The organism is Desulfovibrio sp. UIB00 (genome assembly GCF_022508225.1).
In the GTDB taxonomy this organism is placed as follows: Bacteria; Desulfobacterota; Desulfovibrionia; order Desulfovibrionales; family Desulfovibrionaceae; genus Desulfovibrio.
The window spans coordinates 128,200-148,852 of record NZ_JAETXJ010000005.1 but is presented as its reverse complement, the minus strand read 5'-3'; the positions used below and the strand labels follow the sequence as shown (position 1 = coordinate 148,852).

The following is a 20,653-nucleotide window of genomic DNA, read 5'->3' as shown; positions in this document are numbered from 1 at the left end:
AGGCTGTCCTTCGCGTCCCGGAACCCTAATCCGTTTTCTTGGAACGACGCATGGCAACTGCGCCTGTGCGCGCCAGTTCCTTGATTCCAAACCGTTGCAACAGGCTGATGATGGCGTCCAGCTTGTTCTGGTCGCCAGTGGCCTCAATGGTCATTTCATTGGGGCTGACATCAACCACCTTGCAGCGGAATATTTCAACAGTTCGCAGAATTTCGCCCCGCATGGGGCCTTCTGCCTGCACCTTAACAAAGATCATTTCGCGTGCCACAGCGGGAATATCCGCAAAATCCACCACCTTGATGACCGAAACAATCTTGTGGAGCTGCTTCATGATCTGCTCCAGAATAAGACTGTCGCCATCGGTGGTGATGGTCATGTGCGAAACGCCCTCTTCCAGAGCCGGAGCCACATTGAGGGAATGGATATTGAAGCCGCGCCCGCTGAACAGGCCAGCCACGCGGGAAAGCACACCGGGTTCGTTTTCCACCAGCACGGAAAGCACATGTCGTTGCATAGCCATCTCCCTTACACCAGCAACATTTCATCAAGCGCCGCACCAGCGGGCACGATGGGGTACACGTTTTCTTCGCGCTCTACTACCACGTCAATAAAGGCAGGGTTGGGCGAAGCAAGGGCCTTTTCAAGCACGGCCCGCATGTCCTCAGCCTTTTCAATGCGATAGCCTTCGGCCCCGTAGGCCTCGGCCAGCTTCACAAAGTCGGGCTGGGCTTCCATGTTGGTGGAACTGTAGTTGTTGTTGTAAAAGAGCTCCTGCCACTGGCGCACCATGCCCAGGTAGCGGTTGTTCAGAATGACGACCTTGATAGGCAGCTTGTTGGCCACTACGGTTGCCAGCTCCTGAATGTTCATCTGCAGCGAGGCGTCGCCTGCCACAGCAATGACCTTTTTATCCGGAAAGGCAAACTGCGCCCCCACCGAAGCGGGAAAACCGTAGCCCATGGTGCCGAGGCCACCGCTGGTCAGCAGGGTGCGCGGCTTGGTGAACGAATAAAACTGGGCCACCCACATCTGGTGCTGTCCCACCTCGGTGGCGATGATGGCATCGCCGCCGGTGATGTCGTAAAGAGCTTCAATGACCGACTGCGGTTTGATGTTGCCATTGCACTGGTAACACAGGGGCTTGCTTGCCTTCCACTCGGCCACGGCGGCAATCCAGGCGGCATGTTCACCCGCCCAGTCCTTGTTTTCCAGCTTGGCCTCGCAGATTTCGGCAATGCCTTCCAGCGCCAAGCGGCAATCGCCAACCACAGGCACATGCACCTCCACATTCTTGCGAATGGACGTGGGGTCAATGTCGATATGCACAATGCGGGCCTTGGGCGCAAAGGCCGCCAGCTTGCCGGTAACGCGGTCGTCAAAGCGCGCGCCCACGCACATCAGCACATCGCAGTTATTGATGGCAAGGTTGGCCGCGTAGGTGCCGTGCATGCCCACCATGCCCAGCCACAGGGGGTCTGTGGCCGGAAAAGACCCAAGCCCCATGAGGGTGCAGGTAACAGGGATGTTCAGCTTGCGCGCAAGCCCGGTAAGGGCCTCCGCACCGTTGGACAGAATAACCCCGCCGCCCGCCAGAATCACCGGACGCTCGGCCTTTGCCAGTTCTTCCACCGAGCGGCGCAACTGGTTCAGGTTGGGCTTGTAAGTGGGGTTGTAGCTGCGCATGTAGACGTCTTCAGGCCAGACAAATTCAGCCCGCTTCTGCATGACGTCCTTGGGCAGGTCCACCAGCACCGGGCCGGGGCGGCCCGAACGTGCAAGGTAAAAGGCCTGACGGATGGTCAACGCCAGTTTACTGATATCCTTGACCAGGAAATTATGTTTGGTGCAGGGCCGGGTGATGCCCACGATATCCACTTCCTGAAAGGCATCGTTGCCGATCAGCTGGGTGGGCACCTGCCCGGTGAACACCACCAGAGGAATGGAATCAGAGTAGGCTGTGGCTATGCCCGTGACCGTATTGGTAGCTCCAGGCCCCGAGGTGACCAGGCATACGCCGGTCTTGCCCGAGGCACGGGCATAGCCGTCAGCCGCGTGCACAGCTCCTTGCTCGTGCCGTACCAGCACATGGCGTAGCTCGGGATGTCGCGGTAGTTCATCATAAATATCAATGACCGCACCGCCCGGATAACCGAACAGCACATCCACGCCCTCTCGCTTCATGGACTCAAGGAGAATCTGCGCACCAGTACATTCCATGTCCGACTCCTTAAAAAAAGCCCGGCTATCCTTGTTTCTTCAGACGATCAAGAACGGCCATGAGCTGGGTTTTTCCTTCGAGCTTCTGCTTTTTCAATTGCTTGAGCGTCTGCTCTTCAGTGGGCGAACGGAAGGCTTTGCCTTCGAGCTTTTCCACCTGTTTTTCGTAGAGCACGTGATCTTCCCAAAGGGATTTCAGCTCCGGATCAGTGGCAGCGTACTTTTCCAGCAGTTCCAGTTCTTGCTGATCCATAAGAAATCTCCATTGTTAGATGTTCATAGGCTTTTGCCTGCGCATCAACTGAGGCTTTTGCTCAAGGGGATCAGCCCGCCTGTGCCGCTGCGCCGATGTGGCTTTGTGCAGCGCGGCTACAGGTTATATGGGCTTGTTCTCCTGGCGCGGATTCTCAGACATCCGCATGGAGCATGTGTAAAAAATCAGTCCTCCGGCGGTGCCAGTTCTTTTAATGAAGCGTCATCGCGTACTGGGCCAGCGAGGTAATGACAATCCTGTTAAACAGCTCAATGGCCAGCAGCACCACCACAGGCGAAAAATCCATGCCGCTTGAATAGGTGAACGGCAACCATTTGCGCACACGGTAAAACACAGGCTCCGTAAGCGTGCGCAGGGTGCGCACAATAGGATTGTACGGATCGGGGCGCACCCACGTGAGCACAGCCGCGATAATGACAATCCAGAAATACAGACTAAGCAGAGACCCGAGCACCAGGGCAATAGCGCTCATGGTATTGGCAACAACAATCATGCGCCCTCCAGCGTGGCTTTCTTTTATATTCGCAACGGGTCCAGGCCTTACAGGCCGGAAACAGGCGGCAGCACTGCGGCCAGCGCATTGTGCAGACCGGGATAATCCGCCGCCGTAATCTCTCCCCGTAACGGGCCGCCATTAAATGCGGCAAATATCACGCCCGCCCCCCGGGCCGCCTCCTTGTCGTGCTCGCTGTCGCCAACAAAAAGCACCTGTTGCGGAGGGCATTGCCACGCGGCGCATATGTGCCGCGTACCCTCGGGCGAAGGCTTGGGTGCGGCGGTATCCGCCGCGACCACAGGATTAAAATAGGAGGGCAGGGAAAAAATGTCCAGAACCGTTTGTATTCCATCGAGCTTTCGATTGGTGTGCACGGCCATACGCACCCCCCTGCTCCGCAGATTGCCGATAAAGTCCATAAAACCGGGCTGTAAGCGCAGCATGGGGACAATATCGCGCTGGTAAATAACCTCGTGGCGGATGACATGGTCGATCTGCCCGTGCAGAGGCTGCGGCACAATATGCAGCAATGCCTGACGCGATGTAGCCATGAAACAGTAGTTTTCCTGTTCAATGGTCATGGGCGGCAGGCCAAACCAGGCGAGAACACGATTGTAAAAGATGTTGTTCGCCTCGCGCGAATCAATCATCACGCCGTCGCAGTCAAAGATCACGCCAGCAATGCCGTGCGGGAACAAACCTTGCGCGGTGAGTGACTGCGCCTGCTGGCTGTTCATGCTCCGGCCCTCCAGGTGATCCACACCCGCTCGGCGTCAATCGGCGGCTGCCCTGTGGGGCGGGTATGCCCAAGCAGTTTCCAGCCCGGGGCGCGGGCTTCTACCGCCACGGGCAGCGGTGCGCCTGCGGAGGCCGACTCCGGCGCGCCAAGCAGGCCCTGACGTTCTGGGGCCGGGACAAATTCCAGCATATCCAGCACATCTTCACGCATGGCCCCTTCAATAATAATGGGCGCATGGGGCGGCACAAAATAGAGCGCGTTGGCCATCACCAGCCGCCACGGCGGCACAAGGCCAGTATCAAGCGCAATGGGCGAACCAAGGCGCACCAGGTCGCCCGTAAGGGCATCCGGCGTCAGCCCGGCCATATCTTCATCCGGGTCAACCCCCAGAGAAGCTGTCAGGCTGCCCGCATTTTTGGCAAAACTCGCTGTCAGCTCCGCCAGATCAGCCAGGCTTTCCTCCTGCTGCCAGACCCAGAGCAGGGTCTTCTGCGCCTGAGTGCGCGCAAGCAGCTCCTTGCGGGCCGCTTCTGCCGCCAGAGCGGCTGCGGCATCGCCATCAGATTTTTCAAGGCCGGAGAGCATGGCCATTTCTGAGCTGCGGCGCGCGGCGCGCGCGTTGCCAGCGGCGGCTGCGCCAACCGGCAGGCCGGAAAGGGCCGCATCGCCCATCTGTTGCAGATCGCCAAGGCAGGCCACGGCCTCGCGGGGTGAAAAGGGATAGGTATCCGGACAAAAAAAACCTTCGGCAGGCGCATCAGGCAGACCGGGCCACAGACGCAAAGCGCCAGCCCAGTGTGGGTCTGATCCTTTTCCGGCGGCTGGGGCCTGGCCGGACTGAGCGGACGCTTCAAAAGCGTGCAAAGGCAGTGGGCCGCGAAGCAATGGCAAAAGAATGGGGAAACTTTCTGTCATCATACTTCCTTTTGAGTCCTTAAGCATAGCCAGAGGACGCCCGAAGCGCAAGCCGCATGGGCCAATGACGGAAGTTTTTTGCGGCGGGATGTCCTGCTGCGGAGCATGTCAGGTATCATATTGTCAGGTGCGGCTTATTGACATATATACACGCCAGCAAAGCCGCCGCATGTGCGGCATGCAGACATCATCACCAGCCGGCCTCCGGCTCAGAAGGAGTAGAAAGATATGGAACAGGGCACCATCCGCCTGAAGACAGGCCTTGCTGAAATGCTCAAAGGCGGCGTGATCATGGACGTCACCACTCCCGAACAGGCTAAGATCGCCGAAGCAGCGGGAGCCTGCGCAGTCATGGCCCTGGAACGCGTACCTGCCGATATTCGCGCCGCAGGCGGCGTGGCCCGTATGGCCGACCCCACCATCGTCAAGCGCATCATGGAAGTGGTGAGCATTCCCGTCATGGCCAAGGCCCGTATCGGTCATTTTGTTGAAGCCCGTATCCTTGAAGCCATGGGCGCCGACTATATTGACGAAAGTGAAGTGCTCACCCCCGCTGACGACAAGTACCATATCGACAAGCGCGATTTTACCGTGCCTTTCGTGTGCGGCTGCCGCAATCTGGGTGAAGCCCTGCGCCGTATCGCCGAGGGTGCAGCCATGATCCGCACCAAGGGTGAACCCGGCACAGGCAACGTGGTTGAAGCCGTGCGCCACTGCCGTCAGGTTATGGACGACGTGCGCAAGCTGTGCAGCCTGCCCGAAGCCGAAGTTGCCAACTACGCCAAAGAAATCGGCGCTCCCCTTGAAGTGTGCTACGCCGTGCGCAAGGAAGGCCGCCTGCCCGTGGTGAACTTTGCCGCTGGCGGCATTGCCACCCCCGCTGACGCCGCCATGATGATGCACCTCGGCTGCGACGGCGTGTTCGTCGGCTCCGGCATCTTCAAGTCCGGCGACCCGGCCAAGCGCGCCAAGGCCATTGTGCAGGCCGTGACCAACTACAACGATTTCGCCATGCTGGCCGAAATCTCCCGCGATCTGGGCGAACCCATGGTGGGCATTGAAATTTCCACCATTCCTTCTGCCGAACGCATGCAGGAACGGGGTTGGTAATGTCGCAGCTTTGCGTAGGCGTTCTGGCTCTTCAGGGAGCCTTTCGCGAGCATGTGGCCGCTGTTGCCAGCCTTGGCGCAACGGCCCGCGAGGTGCGCCAGCTCAAGGATATTGAGGGCATTGATGCCCTGATCATTCCCGGCGGCGAAAGCACCACCATCGGCAAACTGCTCAATGAATGGAACATGCTTGAGCCCCTGCGCCAGCGCATACTCGACGGCATGCCCGTTTATGGCAGTTGCGCCGGGCTTATACTGCTGTGCCGCGACATTGAAAACTCGGATCAGCCCCGCCTGGGCGTGCTTGACGCCACCGTGCGACGCAACGCCTTTGGCAGGCAGGTGGACAGCTTTGAAACCAATCTGAGCATACCCGAGATCGGGGCAGACCCCCTCCCGGCAGTTTTCATTCGCGCTCCTGTCATTACCGGCGTGGGCGCGGGTGTAAAGGTGCTGGCAGAGGTTGACGGTCAGGCGGTAGCCGTGCGCCAGAACAATATTCTGGCCACGTCCTTCCACCCCGAGCTTACGCCAGACACGCGCATGCACAGCTACTTTCTGTCCTTCTGCGGCAAGTAGGCCGCTGCGGCAATCTGCCGACAAAGCCTGATATAAAGCCCGTTCCGCATTGCGGGACGGGCTTTTGCGTACAGAAGCCCGCAAAGCAGCCAGAACTCATTGAACAGATTGTGGGTTTACCACATCACAAAAAAGGCCCCTTCCACGCACCTTATCCATTACTGGTAAAGGCAACGACAGGAAGGGACCCTTGCAGCTCAGTTCTGGCCTTTTGCCACTGAGGGAATGCCGCTACAGCAAACTCAGCTTTTCGCCACCATGATGTCCAGCACCACGCGGTCAGCCTGAGCCATACCGTCGCAGCCCAGCCGGGCCAGATTGGCAATGCATTGTTCAATATCGTCTTCAACAATGCCTTCATTGCGGGTTACGCCCATACCATCCATAGCCAGCATGGCAGATTGCACGCCCGCGCCTACCGCCGAAGCAACCTTCATGGCGCAACCGGTCTTGGCGCCATCGCAGATCATGCCCGCCACGTTGCCCACCATATTGCGGATGGTACGGTCAATCTGCTCTATCCCGCCGCCAAGCAGCATTACAATACCGCAGGCGGAGGCCATGCTGGCAACCGTAGCGCCGCATAAAGCCGAAAGCCGCCCCAGACGATGCTTGACGTGAATTGAGGTAAGGTGGCTCATAATCAGCGCCCTTGCCAGAGCCTCGTCCCCTGCTTCCAGCCGCATGGCAAAGGCCACCACCGGCATGGTGCAGGTTATGCCCTGATTCCCGCTGCCGGAATTGCTCATCACAGGCATCATCACGCCGTCCATGCGCGCATCGGAAGCGGCAGCCGTCAGTTTGACCGCCAGGGTAGCCACATCGTCGGACATAAGACGTTTGCGGATATTGCCATCAATGGTGCGTCCTACCTGCAGGCCGTATTCCCGGGCCAGGCCTTCCAGAGCCACCGCTTCGTTGAGCCTTGCGGCTTCAAGAATAAAGCTGATGTCTTCAAAAGGTGCCTGCGTGGCAAACTCGTGAATGGCGGCAATGGACAGCGGCCACTCGTCACTTTTTGCAGTTGCCGCGCCCTCTGGCTCTTCACGGCTGAACAGTACCTTGCCATCGCGCTCAATACGCACAATGTTGGTGTGCTCATGCTCAAGCACAGCCCGGCCTGTATGGCCCCCGCCTTCCACAAGAACTTCCGCATACAGCAGGGGCGAGCCTTCGGCAATGCCCACATGGACACGGCCTGCTTCGACCATATTGCGGCCCGCTTCGGCCTGTTCGGGGGTAAGCTCCGCCAGCACTTCAAGCCCGCGCGCAGCCTTTCCGCCAATCGCCCCGACAGCAGCGGCAATATTCATACCCGTGGCACCGGTGCCGGGCACACCAACACCCATGCCGTTTTTCAGCAAATTACCGCTAACGAGCACCTTTATGTTCTCGGGCTGGCAACCCAGAGCCTCAACGGCATGGGCAGCAGCCAGCGCCACGGCTACTGGCTCTGTGCAACCTAGAGCGGGCACTACTTCCTTATGCAGCAGTTCAATAAAACTGGGCCATTGGGAATTGGGCATGTATGCTTCCTCGCATTTATTGCAGGGGGTTGTTATATTCATGATTTTCAGGCTTGGCTGACCTTGCCTTTTGACCGGTTGAAAAGGCCTTCCAGCATCAGGGCCATTGCGCCATCGCCGGTAACGTTGCAGGCAGTGCCAAAGCTATCCTGAAGGGCAAATATGGCGAGCAGCAAGGCCACCCCGGCAGGATCAAAACCAAGCACACTCACCACAATGCCAAGAGAAGCCATTACTGTACCGCCAGGCACGCCAGGAGCACCGATGGCGAACACCCCAAACAGGGCAATAAACACCGCCATTGTCGCCGGGCTGGGCAAATAGCCATACAGCAACATGGAAATAGTCATGGCAAAAAAAGTTTCCGTCAGCACGGAGCCGCAGAGATGGATTGTCGCCCCAAGCGGCACGGCGAACTCCACCATTTCCTTGGAAAGTACGGAAGATCGCGATGCGCAGGAAAGGGAAACTGGCAGCGTCGCCGCGCTGGACATGGTGCCAACAGCAGTAAGGTAGGCCGGGCCATAGTGGCGCAGCACCTCAAGGGGATTGCGACCAGACACAATACCGGCAATAGAGTACAGCACGGCAAGCCAAATGTAGTGCCCGAGCAACACAAGAATGATAACTTTCAAGAATACGGGAAGCTGCCGCGTGAGGCTACCTTCGTAGGCGAGTCCGGCAAAGGTGGCGGCAATAAAGAGCGGCAACAGGGGAATGACCACGTTGCTCACGATCTTGAGCATGATGGCTTCCAGCTCGTCCAGCAGGCGCACCATGATTTCAGCACGTGTCCACAGCGATGCTATGCCAATGAGAATAGCCGTTACCAAGGCTGTCATGACCGGCATGACCGGGGGGATATCCAGCTTGAAGAGCACATCGGGCAGAGGATGCAGGGCCGCCACCGCCGTGGGAACGGACAAATGGGGAATAATGGCGTATCCGGCGAGACAAGACATGGTGGCCGCGCCTACGGAAGAAATGTAAGCAATGACCAGCGCCGCAATCAACATGCGGCTGGCGTTCTGTCCAAGCCGGGTAATGGCAGGCGCAATGAACGCAATGATAACGAGCGGCACGGTGTAAAAGATTATCTGGCCCAGAACATACTTGAGAGACATTACAACCTGCATGACATTTTCATTGGCCGCAAAACCGATCAGTGCGCCAATGACAATGCCTGCCAGCAGCTTGAGAATAAGACCGAATTCGTTCTTGCTCTTGGACATGTGGTGTCTCCTGACGATGAAGTACCGTTCAGCGGCCCCATGCCGCCGATGCTCAGACAGCTAAGCCCACTTACGCCTACAGGGCGGCGATTGCTTCAATCTCGACCTTTACGCCAAGAGGCAAGGCCGCAACCTGTACGCAACTCCGGGCAGGAAAAGGCTCTGCAAAATAGGTGGAGTACACCTGATTCACAGCGGCGAAATCACCCATATCAGCCAGAAACACCGTAGTTTTTACCACACGGTCCATGCTGCTGCCGCCAGCTTCCACAACGGCCTTGACATTTTCCAGCGACTGCCGGGCCTGAGCAGCCACATCGTCGGGCACAGCCTTGGTGGAAGGATCAACGGGTATCTGACCGGATGTAAAAAGAAGGGTGCCGCAGACCATACCCTGAGAGTACGGGCCAATGGCTGCTGGGGCCTTTTCCGTTGCAATACGCTGAGACATTTGACGGATTCTCCTTAACAAGTTGTTAAAACAAGATGTTATGCGCTGCCCCGTTAAGGAGACCACACGCCCTGCAAGCACAGCTATCGCAGTGAAACAAAATTATCTTGATAATAATTTTTTGTCAATATGATAGAAAAAAATCATGTGTGCGGAAAACACTTCAGGAAGAAACCCGTTGCAGATACCTGTAAACGGTGGCCTCAGATGCTGCCAGATGGCGCGCCACAACCGCCACCGCACCTTTAAGCAAAAATACTCCTTTTTCGTTAAGGGTGCGTACAATAGCTATTTTTTCATCTGCCGTCATGCGATCCGGCGGGATATCCGCGCCATTCACTGCTTGCTGGATAATACTGCTGGTCAGGTCTTCCAGCGATTCAGCGAATGTTTCAAGAGGATGCCCATTTTCAACATCTGACCTGGGCTTTTCCATTCGCGCTCGCGATATGAAGCGCTCAAGCAGATCGCGCGCCTCAATCAGCGGGGCCGCATCCATGTTGAGACATAACATCCCCGCCAAAGAACCATCGTCTTCACGGATAAAATATGTTGCCGAATGGAGCTGACGACCATCCTTGCTCTGCGTTTTATAGCCCGTAATAAAAGGCGCGGTCATCCAGGTACCGTCCTTGATAAGCCGCAACGCCATATCCGTAATGGGCGATCCCACACGGCGTCCGCTTATATGGCTGTTGGCTATCGCAAGCACGGAGCTGTCCGGCCTGGTGGCATCGTGCAGCACAACTTCACAGTCCGCACCCAAAAAAGCGCCCAGAAAGTCCACAATAGGGATAAACCGCTCTAATGTTGAGGGCTTTCTATATTCGGACACAACTTCCTCCTTGGCTACATCGTGATGATAAATTATATGCATGAGAAAATTATTGCACAAACACCCCCCTGTCAACAAATCTTCCCTTGAGCTGCATCTGTTCAGAAAGCACAGCCTCCGCCTCCACCACTTTGCCGCCAACATGACGCACAAGTTCACATGGGCGTCACCATAACGCAAACCAGCACATTCATGATGCCCCAAGAGCAACAGTTCAACCATCGGAAATTCTCCGGAGGAGGCAGACATGGACAATTTGCACACTTTGCAGCGTCTTCAGGGCGAACTGAACGAAGAAATGCACCGTCTCACCCTGCTGCGCGATGTTTTTCAGGCTCAGCACTGCGCGGACGAACTGGACGCAGCCAGCCACCTTGAGGCGGCCCACATAGCCCATTGCAGCGCCCGCCGCAGCTCCCAGCGCATTCGTGAACTCCAGAGCCTTGTGGCGCTCCTGCGGCACGGCGGCCCCCGCCGCTGCGAAGAATGCGGCGAAGAGATTCCCCTAGCCCGCCTCATGGCCGCACCAGGGGCGACCCGCTGCTGCGAATGCCAGCAGAACATTGAAAACGATCTGCGCACAAATATGATCCAGATGAAGGCCACGCCGCTTCCTCAGGAAGTGTGCGCCGAATACTGTTAGACATACGAAAATTACCCTCGCCCGGCCCGGCTCGCCGCCACGCGCAGGAAACGGAACCAGCCGGGTATGCGCCCACGCGCATGCCCAGCCCAAGCACAGGAGAATCCCCATGCCCGGCAATGCTGATATTTTACCCCTTGCACCTGGCCGCCCGCTGGTCAGAAGCGTCGGGCGGCTGGCCCGCGCCCTGGCCCGTCAGCTTTCGGGTTTCGCCCGGTTGGAAAAAATGGCCGACACACTGCCCCAGTGCGGCGACCCTCAAACCTTTGCCACCGCCTGCCTCACTGCGCTGGATGTCCGTACGGAATGCCTGCGCGGCGATCTGGAGCGCATTCCTGCCCACGGACCGGTGGTGCTTTTTGCCAACCACCCCTCCGGCGCGCTTGAAGGGTTGATGCTTGCTGCGCTCTGCGGCAAGGCACGTCCCGATCTCAAAATTCTTGCCAGCGATGCCTTGCTGCGCATTCCCCAACTGGCGCAACTTGCCCCCATGCTGTTGCCCCTGAATCTTTCTGGCGGCGCAGCCGCCAACGCCGCAGTGTTGCGCGCAGCCATGACCCACCTGCGGGCGGGCGGCGCACTGGGTATTTTCCCCTCCGGGCGTGTGGCCCGCTGGCAATTGGGACGCGGCATTGCTGAGCAGCCATGGTCGCGCCTGCTCAGCAGGCTTGGCGGGCGCAATGCCGATATCCCCGGCCTGAATTTTGTTCCCTTGCATATGGGCGTACGGCAGAACGCCCTGTTTATCGCTGCAACAGCGCTCAAGGAAAACGTCGGCGAGGTTCTGCTGCCCAATACCTTGTTCAGACAAAGGGGAAGCACCGCCCGCATGATCGTGGGCGAGGCCATCCCCGCAGAAATTCTGACCGGGCTGAACCACGAGCAGCGCACCCACTGTTTGGGGCTTTGCCGCTCTGCCCTGGGTTCTGAACACGGTGCAGCCGGGCATGCAGCCAATTGCCTGCCCCTGGCCCCTGCCGCTGCCAAGATGGATATCATGGTCAGCCTTGCCGCCCTGCCGGAAAACCGCATGCTGGCCCGCGAAGGCCGCTACGGCGTCTATCTGCTTGAGGGCAACGAATCCCCCCTGCTGCTGGACGAACTGACCAGAAGACGCGAAGAGGCCTTTCGCGCGCTGGGGGAAGGATCTGGGCAGGCGCGGGATACAGACCGCTACGACCCGCAATATTCACACCTGCTGCTTCTGGACGAAGAAGGCAAAAACATTGCCGGTTCATACCGGGCACGAGTGGTGCGACCAGAAGGAACATGGCAGTATGACAAAAAACACCTCTACACTGCCTCGCTTTTTGAGTACGAGCCGGAATTTTTCCGCCAATGCGGCAATGCGCTGGAGCTTGGACGCGCCTTTGTCTGCCCTGAATATCAGCGCGATTACACTCCCCTGCTTCTGCTATGGAAGGGTATTGGGCAGATGGCCCTGCGTAATGGCGTGCGTACCCTCTTTGGCCCTGCCAGCATTGGTCTCAACTATCGCCCGCAATCGGTAGACCTGCTCTGGCGGCACCTGCGCCTGCGCCACTGGGATACGCCTCTGGCAAGTCTGGTGCACGGCAAACAGCCCCGCAAGCTGCGGGAAGAACTGCCCTTTGCCCAGCATCTTGATTACAAGTCCGTCAACGCGCTGGTGCGGCAGATGGAGGGCGGGCGCACCCTGCCCATCCTTTTTAAGCACTACCTGCAATTGGGTGGGCGCATTGCCGCCTTTCACGAAGACAGAACCTTTGGGACCCTTGATGCCCTGCTGGTGGTGGATCTGCTCAACGCCCCTGACAAGCAGTTGCGCCGCTATGTGGGAGAGGAAGGCATGCGCAGACTTCGCGAGGGCAGCTGGCCCGCGTAGGGCAGACCTGCAGCGGGATGTTCTGTGAAAGCGTGCCCCTTTCGTCCCCTCCCTCTGAAATTTTTATCTTTATTCCAGGCTCAGAAAGGGGACAGGAAGAAATATTGTTCTGAAGCGCCACCTGCGCACAGAGGCCGTCACGCATGCCCGGCGTGACGGCCCCTTTTTTGTAGGGTTCCGCACGCAAGCAAAAAGCCCCTTTCGGGGCTTCTTTGCTTGCATAAAAAATCTTTGATTTTATGACTACCGCTTAGCGGGTTCCTTGTCCTCAGGCTTGAGGTAGGGCAAATAGGTGGGGTCTGTGCCCATGATGTGCTGTACCAGCCAATCCTTGAGGAAGGTCAGCAGATCCATGCTCACAGTGGCGGTGCCCATGCGCAACTGCTCTTCCACCTCATCCAGCTTGGCGACAAACTTTTTATGAATCTTCATATGCTCCGCTGCGGCCTTGTAGGCGGGAACATTGAACAGCCTTTCTTCATCGCCAAAGTGGGTGGCCGTGTAATCGCGCAGCTTTTTGAGCACCGTGATCATTTCAGACACAGGCTTGTTATGCGTCATGGCCTGATGCAGTTCGTTGATATATTCCACCAGCAGCTTGTGTTCCCTGTCCACCAGGGGCACATGCAGTTCAAGCTTGGGCGTCCACTCCACGAACTTGTCGGAGAGGGCCTGATCAAAGTCGCCTGCAACAAGCGCATTGACGATCATATCCAGCTCTTCCATGCCGCTCTGGAACGTCAGCAGCGAGGCAGTAAACATCTCCATGTTTTTGGAGGTGCTCTCTGCCACCTCTCGGACTTCTTCCAGCGCTCCGCTGGTTCCGGCGCTCTGCTCGGACTGCTCGGCGGCACCGGCAGCGATGCTGGCAAGGTGCCCGGCGGTATCCGCCATGCTTTGCAGAATAGTACGCATCACATCACCGGCATTGGTGGCCTTGTCTGCCGCGTCCACGCTCAGTTGCGCGGCCTTGTCCACAGTCAGCACATTACGCCGTGTTTCATCCTGAATGGCCTTTACGGCCTCCTCGACTTCCTTGGTGGCACCCATGGTTTTTTCAGCCAGCTTGCGCACCTCGTCGGCCACCACGGCAAATCCGCGCCCGGCCTCGCCAGCGCGCGCCGCTTCAATGGCGGCGTTGAGGGCCAGCAGATTGGTCTGATCCGCCACTTCGTTGATGACGCTCATGACCTGACCGATATTGCTAGCTTTTTCGCCCAGACCAGCCATGGCTTCCTTGAGTTGCACGATGGTGTCACGCACACTGTCAATGGAGCCAACAGCGCCTTCCACTTCCTGCTCGCCCGTGGCTGCGCTGGCGCTTGAATTCTGGGCGCTCTCGGAAAGTTCACGCACACGCAGGGAGGCCTGACTGGCAGAATCGGCCACGCGCTCCATTGCCGCGCCTGTTTCCTCCAGCCTGTCACGCTGCACGGCAACGCCGCCGTTCACGTCCGTAATGAGGCTGGCAAGCTTGCGCATGTCGCCAGAAAGTCTGGTGCACACCGAGTGGGCCTTGTGCAGGGCGATAACGCCCTTTTCGCGCCGCCCGCGCAAGGTTACGACAAGTTCCTCAGATTCCTTGAGCTGCTTGGCGAGTTCGCTGTTCTGCGCCTGCAAGGATTCCACAACCTGAGCGTCCGCCTTGGTTTTCAGCGTTTCACGCAGGCTTTCAATGCACTGCATGGCCCGCTGTTCCACATCGCCATCAGCAGCTGGCGCTGAAGTCTGAGCCTCCAGATACTGTGCCAGACGGGCAGCGCGGGAACGCCCGCTCAGCCAGAGCCAGATGTTTGCACCGGCGCAGACAAAAATAATGCCGACCACCAGCCAGCTTATACCCTGTATACCACCCAAAGCGGCCAAACCGCCCAAAGCGGCAATGATTACTACCTGAAGCGCAATGCCCATATATGCCTACCTTAGTTTGTCTTGCTTATCGGCTTTTTTCTAACTACCCTTACCCCTAATAGTTGTAAATCGCAGATATCATGCTCAGGAGGATATTCATGGAACAATTTGATTGCAGAGGGCTGGCCTGCCCCCAGCCCGTCATGCGCACCCGCGACGCCCTGGCAGCAGGAGCAAATGCCCTGGAAGTACTGGTGGACAACGAGCCTGCCCGGGAAAACGTGCGGCGCTTTCTGGAAGGTCGCGGCTTTACTGTTGCTGCCAGCCAGGAAGGCCCCGACTGCTGGCGCATCACGGCGAGTGCTGGTGAATCTGCGGCATCCGCTCCGCAGCAGGCCGAAGAAGCATCACGCCCTCTGGGTGAAACCAACCGGACGCTGGTACTCATCACCACTGAGACCATTGGCCGTGGCGATGACGGGCTGGGCGCCAAACTCATGGGCAATTTTGTGGCAACCTTGCCGGAGCTCGGGCCTCGCCTGTGGCGTATTGTACTGATCAACGGCGGCGTTAAACTTGCATCCCAGCCTGGCCCTGCGTTGGATGCCCTGAAAAAAATGGCAACCGATGGCGTTTCTGTGCTTGTGTGCGGCACCTGCCTTGCGCACTTTGGTCTGCTGGAAGCCAAGCAAGTGGGCGACACCTCAAACATGCTTGATATTGTCACCAGCCTTGACCTGGCAGACAAAGTCATCCGTCCCTGAGCCCCTGCCCCTCGGGCATGGGCTGCCTTAACACGCAAAAAGCGGCATGGGTTCCATGCCGCTTTTTTGTTATGGGGCAAAGCCACGCAGTTTTTCATTTCATACCCCGCCAGATACGCGGAACAAAAATGCGCCGTGAGGCTTGCCGTAGAGCACAACGCAAAGAGCAAGAAAAACGGCGCGGAAAGTCCGCGCCGTTTTTCATACCGCGATGTCTGCCAAAGGCCTGCCCCGCAATGGGGGATCAGGCAAACGGCCTACATTCTGGAGGACACTGTATTACAGGGCCGCCTTGTAGATAGCCGCCACAGCCGCATCCGTCATGGAGCGGGGGTTGGTAAGGCCGCAGGCGTCCTTCTGGGCGTTGGCGGTCATTGTGGGGATATCGGCTTCGCGTACTTCCTTGCCGTATTTCTTGCCAAGGGCGATCAGGCCATCAGGGATGCCCACGTCCTTGGACAGGATGTTGATGGCGGTGATGGCTTTGCGAGAGGCTTCGTCAGCGCTGATGCCCTGGGTGAGTTCGCCCAGAAGCTGGGCAATGCGGCCAAAGCGGCGACGGCTGGAGATGCGGTTGTATTCGCACACATGGGGCAGCAGAATGGCGTTGCATTCGCCGTGGGGCAGGTCATAGAAGCCGCCAAGCTGGTGAGCCATGGCGTGCACGTGGCCGAGGCTGGCATTGTTGAAGGCCATACCAGCCAGATACTGGGCATAGCACATGCCTTCGCGGGCTTCCTTGTCCCGGCCGTTGGCAACGGCGCGGCGCAGGTACCGGTTGATGTATTCCATGGCCTTTTCAGCGCAGGCATCGGTCATGGGCGTGGCGGCAGTGGAAACGTAGGCTTCCACGGCGTGGGTCAGGGCGTCCATGCCGGTGGCTGCGGTCAGGGCCGGGGGCATGCCCATCATCAGGACGGGATCGTCAATGGCCACGCTGGGGGTACAGCGCCAGTCAACAATGGCCATTTTCACCTTGCGCGAGGTGTCGGTGATAATGCAGAAACGCGTCATTTCAGAGGCGGTGCCAGCGGTGGTATTAACAGCAACATACGGGGGGAAGGGCTTTTTGGACTTGTCCACGCCTTCATAGTCATGAATCTTGCCACCGTTGCCAGCCAAAAAGCCTACGCCCTTGCCGCAGTCATGCGAGCTGCCGCCGCCAAGGGTAACGATGCTGTCGCACTTTTCCTTTTTGTACAGGTCAAAAGCTTCTGCAACGTTTTTATCCGTGGGGTTCGGGATGGTCTTATCGTATATGGCATACTTCATCTTGGCGGCATCAAGGATGTCGGTGATCACTTTAAGGATACCGGCATTGACGATACCCTGGTCAGTTACAACCAGCGGCTTCGCACCATTGATGCTCTTCAATCGAGCAGGAATCTCTTTGGAACATCCCTCGCCCACCAGGGTGACGTTGGGGATAAAGAACGAGGTGATCTGACCCATATGCATGCTCTTAAGATCCGTACTCATTCGTAACTCCTTTTGTTATACAGAACGATATCAGTGTGAAATGCTCTGTCGTATGTATGAAAGACTCCTGTGGAAAAAAATATACCATATAAAAAACCAATGCAAGCATAACACAGCATTTAGTTAGTTCTTTTTTTCCTTTTAGTTTCACATTTAAATGTTCCTTTTTGCACAAGCAACTAGAGTGAAAAATTATTTTTTGCACAAGCACATCTTTGATTGATTGACCACACAATGCACTCGCTTAAAATAAAAACGTGAAAAAACAGATCACTAACAGTTTTACCTTGTACTTTTGCCGCAACAACAAAAAACCACCGGAGCAAGCGTACCTGCAACGGTGGTTTGAAGACGGGAACCGCGTCGTTCCCATACTTCCGGTGTGTACTGGCGCTGCCTGTCAGGCAGGAGCGCCCTGTGCCCGGCGCAAAGGCAAAAGCCGCGCCCGCTGTATGATTTTATTCAGATGACGCCCGCGTAGCAGGCAATACCTGTTCCCTTGCTATCCTTTGCCTACTCTGGCCTTCCGGTATCGGCGGAGATCGGTTTCAGAAGGTTACCGGCTCCCGCATCTTTCCCGGACGGCACAGGCGGCTTAACCGCCTCAGATATTCTTTCCGCTTATCGAGGTAAAAAGCCAGTGGCCGGGAGAAATTACGTCCAAGCAATCCGTCCACCAGCATCTGGCTGACCTCGCGCTCACGCGTCAGCACAAGCTGCGCCCGTGCAAGCACATTGCGGTCAGCCTCAGGCATGGTTCTGGCAATCTGCCGGAATGCATCCTGCGCACGTGGCTGGTAGAACCATATATACATGAGGTCAAGGGCGTTAATGATGAAAGCCCGTTCAAGCTCCTTGCCCATCACCCCGCCGCTGCCCTGCAGGCCGCCGGGTTTCGCAAGCTTGATCAGTGCGTCTTCGTCAGGAAACAGCAATTCCAGCCGCGTGTAGCAGTCAAAAACATTGGCAAGCTTGCTGCGATAATCCCATCTGCGCATGCGCAGGTTTACCTGGCTGTCCGCATAACCTTCAATGAGAGCGGCAACCGAATCCGAGGCCATCTTGGAAATAACCGCAGCGCTCGGCACAAGATACATGGCCGGATTATCCACCCCAAGCAGAAAGGCCGCCTGATACAGCACCCAGTTGTACAGCGACGACACGGGGATGGCCAGAAGGCTGCGGAACAGATTGCCGATGGATGCTTCTTTGGGAAAACCGCGAAACACATTGTGCGCGCACAAATAAATGCCGTTAACAAGGCTGAGCACGCCAAACACCACCCAGGGATTCTGGGCCGCTGTAATGCCAAGTGTTTTATCGAGCAGCAGCACACGCACCAACATTTCGAGCAGTAGCACCGAAAAACCCGTGAACATGAGGGAATCGCACAAGCGGCTCACGTTGACCTGATCTTTCCAGTGAATGAGCGTGGAGCGCGTCGCCCCCTTGGCGGCCATGACCATTTGCACCACGTTACGGAACCCGGTGATGCCAAACCAGATAAAGGTGCCGCACCAGGCGAGGAACCACCAGTTCTGCGTGTACATAAAGGAGAAAAACGCCGGGCAGAAGCCCATGAGCACCTTGAGGCAGTTGCTCACAAAGCTGTTGAAATATGCTGGCCCCAGAGATTCGCTGCTGCCCTTTTCGCAGGTTTTGCCCAGCAGGCCGTTGCCGCAGGCAAGGCTCAAGCCGCCAAGGTTGAGCACGTTGCCCTTGGTGCAGATGCGAAAGTCCACGCTGGCGGTCTTCCAGACAGACTGGCGTTCCATACCCATATGGCGGCAGCCGGGCAGATGGCGCAACAGGCGCAAGGCCTTTTGCCAGGGCGAAGGATTGCGGGGTTTGCTGTAACGCACGCATTCTTCAACCGGCGAACACACGGGAATATCCGGCTGCTTTTGATCCCTTGCGTAAAATTTGCGGCTGCGGGCGGGCAGGGTCTCGCGCAGCACAAAACCCATGCCATAAGAATCACGGCTCACCGAGCTTGTGCCAAGGCGTGAACCAAGGGGCTTGTTGCGATAGTGCTCCCACAATTTCGGCACGTTGTGCAGAATATGGCGGAACTTTGCCGCGCGCTCCTCGTCCTGGGTGCTCATGCGGCGTACCATCGTGCGGATCATCTGCTTCACACGCGGGCCAAGCCCTTCATTGAGAGCTTGCTGCAACTCGCTGATAGCCTTGAGGCAGGAGTGTTTGCCTTCCATCCAGCCGCGCATGTTGAAAATTTCCAGATGGCTGATGCTGCCCCGGCTGTCCCACAAAAGTTCCGCCACGTCTTCCACGCTCAGCCCCTTGGTGGTCAGCACAAGGCGGTAGCCGGGGTTCAGTTCGGAAAGTTCGCGGGTAATATCACCCACAGAAAGCTGCATGAGCGGCGGCAGGTCGCCGTGCGCGCAGGGTTTGTTGAGGTCGGGCATTTCCGGGTGTTCCAGGGGGGAAAGCCAGTGGTCGGCGATGTATTCAGCGCTCAGGTTATCCAGAAAAACCAGTTCGGCCCTGGCCTCCTCGCTATCGCTCTCGCGCAGCAGGGCTGCGCGTTCACGCAACGATGGCTGCACATGCGCATGCAGCGCCTCGGCAAGATGCAGGCCAGAGGCCTGCCCCCGGCCCACATGCCGCGAAAACCCCTCGCCGGTCAGTTCCGGCACAGTTACTCCCCACTGGGCTTCAAGCTGTGGACGCTGAATTTCGTTCCAGAGTGCAAGGCTTTCGAGCACGCGTTCACGCCGCCAGCGCAGCACCTCGCGGCCCCGCTTCATAAGTTCGGCAACCTTGGGGCTGTGCAAAAACTCCAGAAAATCCTCGTTGGAGCTGAAGCCACGGGGAATCCAGAACAGGCTGATGAATCGCCCGTAAAAAGGCAGATGAAATTCCAGGCCGATACGCACGCCGATACCGGTGATTTCCGCTGCACGCAGAATTTCACGCGCTGCCTCGGGCTGCACCCAGTATTCATAGGCCACGGTAAGGGAACGCATCCCTTTGATCCACGCGTCCATGATCAGATGGGTGGGGGTTTTGCGCCCCTTGGTGTTGGCGTCATACACATGGTCGTCAAAGGCAAGCTGATTCCAGCTTTCGGGCATTTCAGGCAGGTGATAGCGCGCAAGCATGCGGCGCACCACGCGCGGCGTACCCTGCACGGTGCGGCGAAAGTCGTGCGCCAGCTTGAGCTGCTCAAGCTGGTTGCCGTGGGCGCGCACCATGCTCTTCATGATCTGCATGAGGGCGCGCGCAGTGTTGCGCCGCAGGGCCGAGTGGGCACTGTTGAGCACTTCGTCATACAGGGTCTTGAGGGCAAGCAGACGGTCGCGAGCCTGTGTACGGCCCGCCTGAAGGTTGCGCAGCAGGTTTATGACGGCATACGCCATGCGCGACACAGGCGAGGCCACCAGTTCCTTGATGCCGTGCGGATGCAGGCTGGGATCAAAAAGAAATGTGTCCGACTGTTTGCCGTCGGATTCCAGAATACGGTTAACCAGAGCCAGGATGTCCCTGTCCTGCTTGTCAAAATAAAGACCTTGCATCTTCGCGCACACGGCGGATCTCCTTTCTGCCGCTTCCCATTCAGCCAAATCCATTGGGGGAATGATCGGCAAGGAACTGTTCCCACATATTTGCACGGCCTTTTGCTGGCAAAAGGCCGAACCCAAGACGGATGCGGCGCGGT

Annotated in this window: 18 protein-coding genes; 5 read left to right on the top strand and 13 right to left on the bottom strand. The window is 57.6% G+C overall.

What is annotated here, in order from left to right; genetic code table 11:
- Positions 1-25: 25 nt before the first annotated feature.
- The 6 genes from ilvN to JMF94_RS09845 all read right to left on the bottom strand — a co-directional run bounded on the left by ilvN (position 26) and on the right by JMF94_RS09845 (position 4,641).
- Positions 26-514: an acetolactate synthase small subunit gene (ilvN, locus tag JMF94_RS09870; protein WP_022659634.1), complete on the bottom strand. Its 489-nt coding sequence runs from the start codon at positions 512-514 to the stop codon at positions 26-28.
- A gap of 11 nt (positions 515-525) precedes the next feature.
- On the bottom strand, positions 526-2,217 hold the full coding sequence (gene ilvB, locus JMF94_RS09865) for a biosynthetic-type acetolactate synthase large subunit (protein WP_240824928.1): 1,692 nt from the start codon (positions 2,215-2,217) through the stop codon (positions 526-528).
- A 25-nt stretch (positions 2,218-2,242) separates the two neighbouring features.
- Positions 2,243-2,470 carry a DUF465 domain-containing protein gene (locus tag JMF94_RS09860; protein ID WP_240824927.1) on the bottom strand — a complete coding sequence of 76 codons (228 nt, stop codon included), beginning with the start codon at positions 2,468-2,470 and terminating at the stop codon, positions 2,243-2,245.
- 211 nt (positions 2,471-2,681) lie between these two features.
- Entirely contained in the window at positions 2,682-2,984 is a 303-nt protein-coding gene (locus JMF94_RS09855; RefSeq protein ID WP_240824926.1) for a YggT family protein, read from the bottom strand.
- 47 nt (positions 2,985-3,031) lie between these two features.
- Complete coding sequence (locus tag JMF94_RS09850) at positions 3,032-3,724, bottom strand: HAD family hydrolase (RefSeq protein WP_240824925.1); 693 nt, start codon at positions 3,722-3,724, stop codon at positions 3,032-3,034.
- The gene (locus JMF94_RS09845; protein ID WP_240824924.1) at positions 3,721-4,641 is read right to left on the bottom strand and encodes a hypothetical protein; all 921 of its coding nucleotides are present in this window, start codon (positions 4,639-4,641) and stop codon (positions 3,721-3,723) included. The genes JMF94_RS09850 and JMF94_RS09845 overlap by 4 nt, the downstream gene beginning before the upstream one ends.
- A 228-nt stretch (positions 4,642-4,869) precedes the next feature.
- Here JMF94_RS09845 and pdxS point away from each other — a divergent pair, with 228 nt between their 5' ends.
- Entirely contained in the window at positions 4,870-5,751 is an 882-nt protein-coding gene (pdxS, locus tag JMF94_RS09840) for a pyridoxal 5'-phosphate synthase lyase subunit PdxS (RefSeq protein WP_192113958.1), read from the top strand.
- Entirely contained in the window at positions 5,751-6,329 is a 579-nt protein-coding gene (gene pdxT, locus JMF94_RS09835; RefSeq protein ID WP_022659627.1) for a pyridoxal 5'-phosphate synthase glutaminase subunit PdxT, read from the top strand. The genes pdxS and pdxT overlap by 1 nt, the downstream gene beginning before the upstream one ends.
- A 242-nt stretch (positions 6,330-6,571) precedes the next feature.
- Here the strand turns inward: pdxT and JMF94_RS09830 are convergent, their stop codons facing one another.
- The 4 genes from JMF94_RS09830 to JMF94_RS09815 form a co-directional block, all read right to left on the bottom strand.
- Positions 6,572-7,855, bottom strand: coding sequence for an L-serine ammonia-lyase, iron-sulfur-dependent, subunit alpha (locus JMF94_RS09830; RefSeq protein WP_240824923.1), 1,284 nt, complete (start codon positions 7,853-7,855; stop codon positions 6,572-6,574).
- A 47-nt stretch (positions 7,856-7,902) separates the two neighbouring features.
- Positions 7,903-9,087 carry a dicarboxylate/amino acid:cation symporter gene (locus JMF94_RS09825; RefSeq protein ID WP_022659625.1) on the bottom strand — a complete coding sequence of 395 codons (1,185 nt, stop codon included), beginning with the start codon at positions 9,085-9,087 and terminating at the stop codon, positions 7,903-7,905.
- A gap of 76 nt (positions 9,088-9,163) precedes the next feature.
- Entirely contained in the window at positions 9,164-9,538 is a 375-nt protein-coding gene (locus JMF94_RS09820; RefSeq protein WP_240824922.1) for a RidA family protein, read from the bottom strand.
- 163 nt (positions 9,539-9,701) lie between these two features.
- Positions 9,702-10,373, bottom strand: a complete 672-nt coding sequence (locus JMF94_RS09815; RefSeq protein ID WP_240824921.1) for a PAS domain-containing protein — start codon at positions 10,371-10,373, stop codon at positions 9,702-9,704.
- Positions 10,374-10,620: 247 nt separating this feature from the next.
- Between JMF94_RS09815 and JMF94_RS09810 the strand changes: the two genes are divergently transcribed.
- Together JMF94_RS09810 and JMF94_RS09805 are read left to right on the top strand one after the other, a co-directional pair.
- Positions 10,621-11,016 (top strand): TraR/DksA C4-type zinc finger protein, encoded by a 396-nt coding sequence (locus JMF94_RS09810; RefSeq protein WP_240824920.1) that lies wholly within the window; start codon positions 10,621-10,623, stop codon positions 11,014-11,016.
- Between the two features lie 109 nt (positions 11,017-11,125).
- A complete protein-coding gene (locus JMF94_RS09805) occupies positions 11,126-12,880 on the top strand; it encodes a GNAT family N-acyltransferase (protein WP_240824919.1) in 1,755 nt (584 codons plus the stop codon).
- Between the two features lie 243 nt (positions 12,881-13,123).
- Here JMF94_RS09805 and JMF94_RS09800 read toward each other — a convergent pair whose 3' ends face one another.
- Positions 13,124-14,791, bottom strand: coding sequence for a bacteriohemerythrin (locus JMF94_RS09800; protein ID WP_240824918.1), 1,668 nt, complete (start codon positions 14,789-14,791; stop codon positions 13,124-13,126).
- 98 nt (positions 14,792-14,889) lie between these two features.
- On the opposite strand from JMF94_RS09800, the gene yedF reads away from it, so the two are divergent.
- Entirely contained in the window at positions 14,890-15,495 is a 606-nt protein-coding gene (gene yedF, locus JMF94_RS09795; RefSeq protein WP_240824917.1) for a sulfurtransferase-like selenium metabolism protein YedF, read from the top strand.
- Between the two features lie 279 nt (positions 15,496-15,774).
- Here yedF and JMF94_RS09790 read toward each other — a convergent pair whose 3' ends face one another.
- Together JMF94_RS09790 and JMF94_RS09785 are read right to left on the bottom strand one after the other, a co-directional pair.
- The gene (locus tag JMF94_RS09790) at positions 15,775-16,974 is read right to left on the bottom strand and encodes an iron-containing alcohol dehydrogenase (RefSeq protein WP_192113392.1); all 1,200 of its coding nucleotides are present in this window, start codon (positions 16,972-16,974) and stop codon (positions 15,775-15,777) included.
- 548 nt (positions 16,975-17,522) lie between these two features.
- Positions 17,523-20,522 carry a hypothetical protein gene (locus JMF94_RS09785; RefSeq protein ID WP_240824916.1) on the bottom strand — a complete coding sequence of 1,000 codons (3,000 nt, stop codon included), beginning with the start codon at positions 20,520-20,522 and terminating at the stop codon, positions 17,523-17,525.
- Positions 20,523-20,653 lie beyond the last annotated feature (131 nt).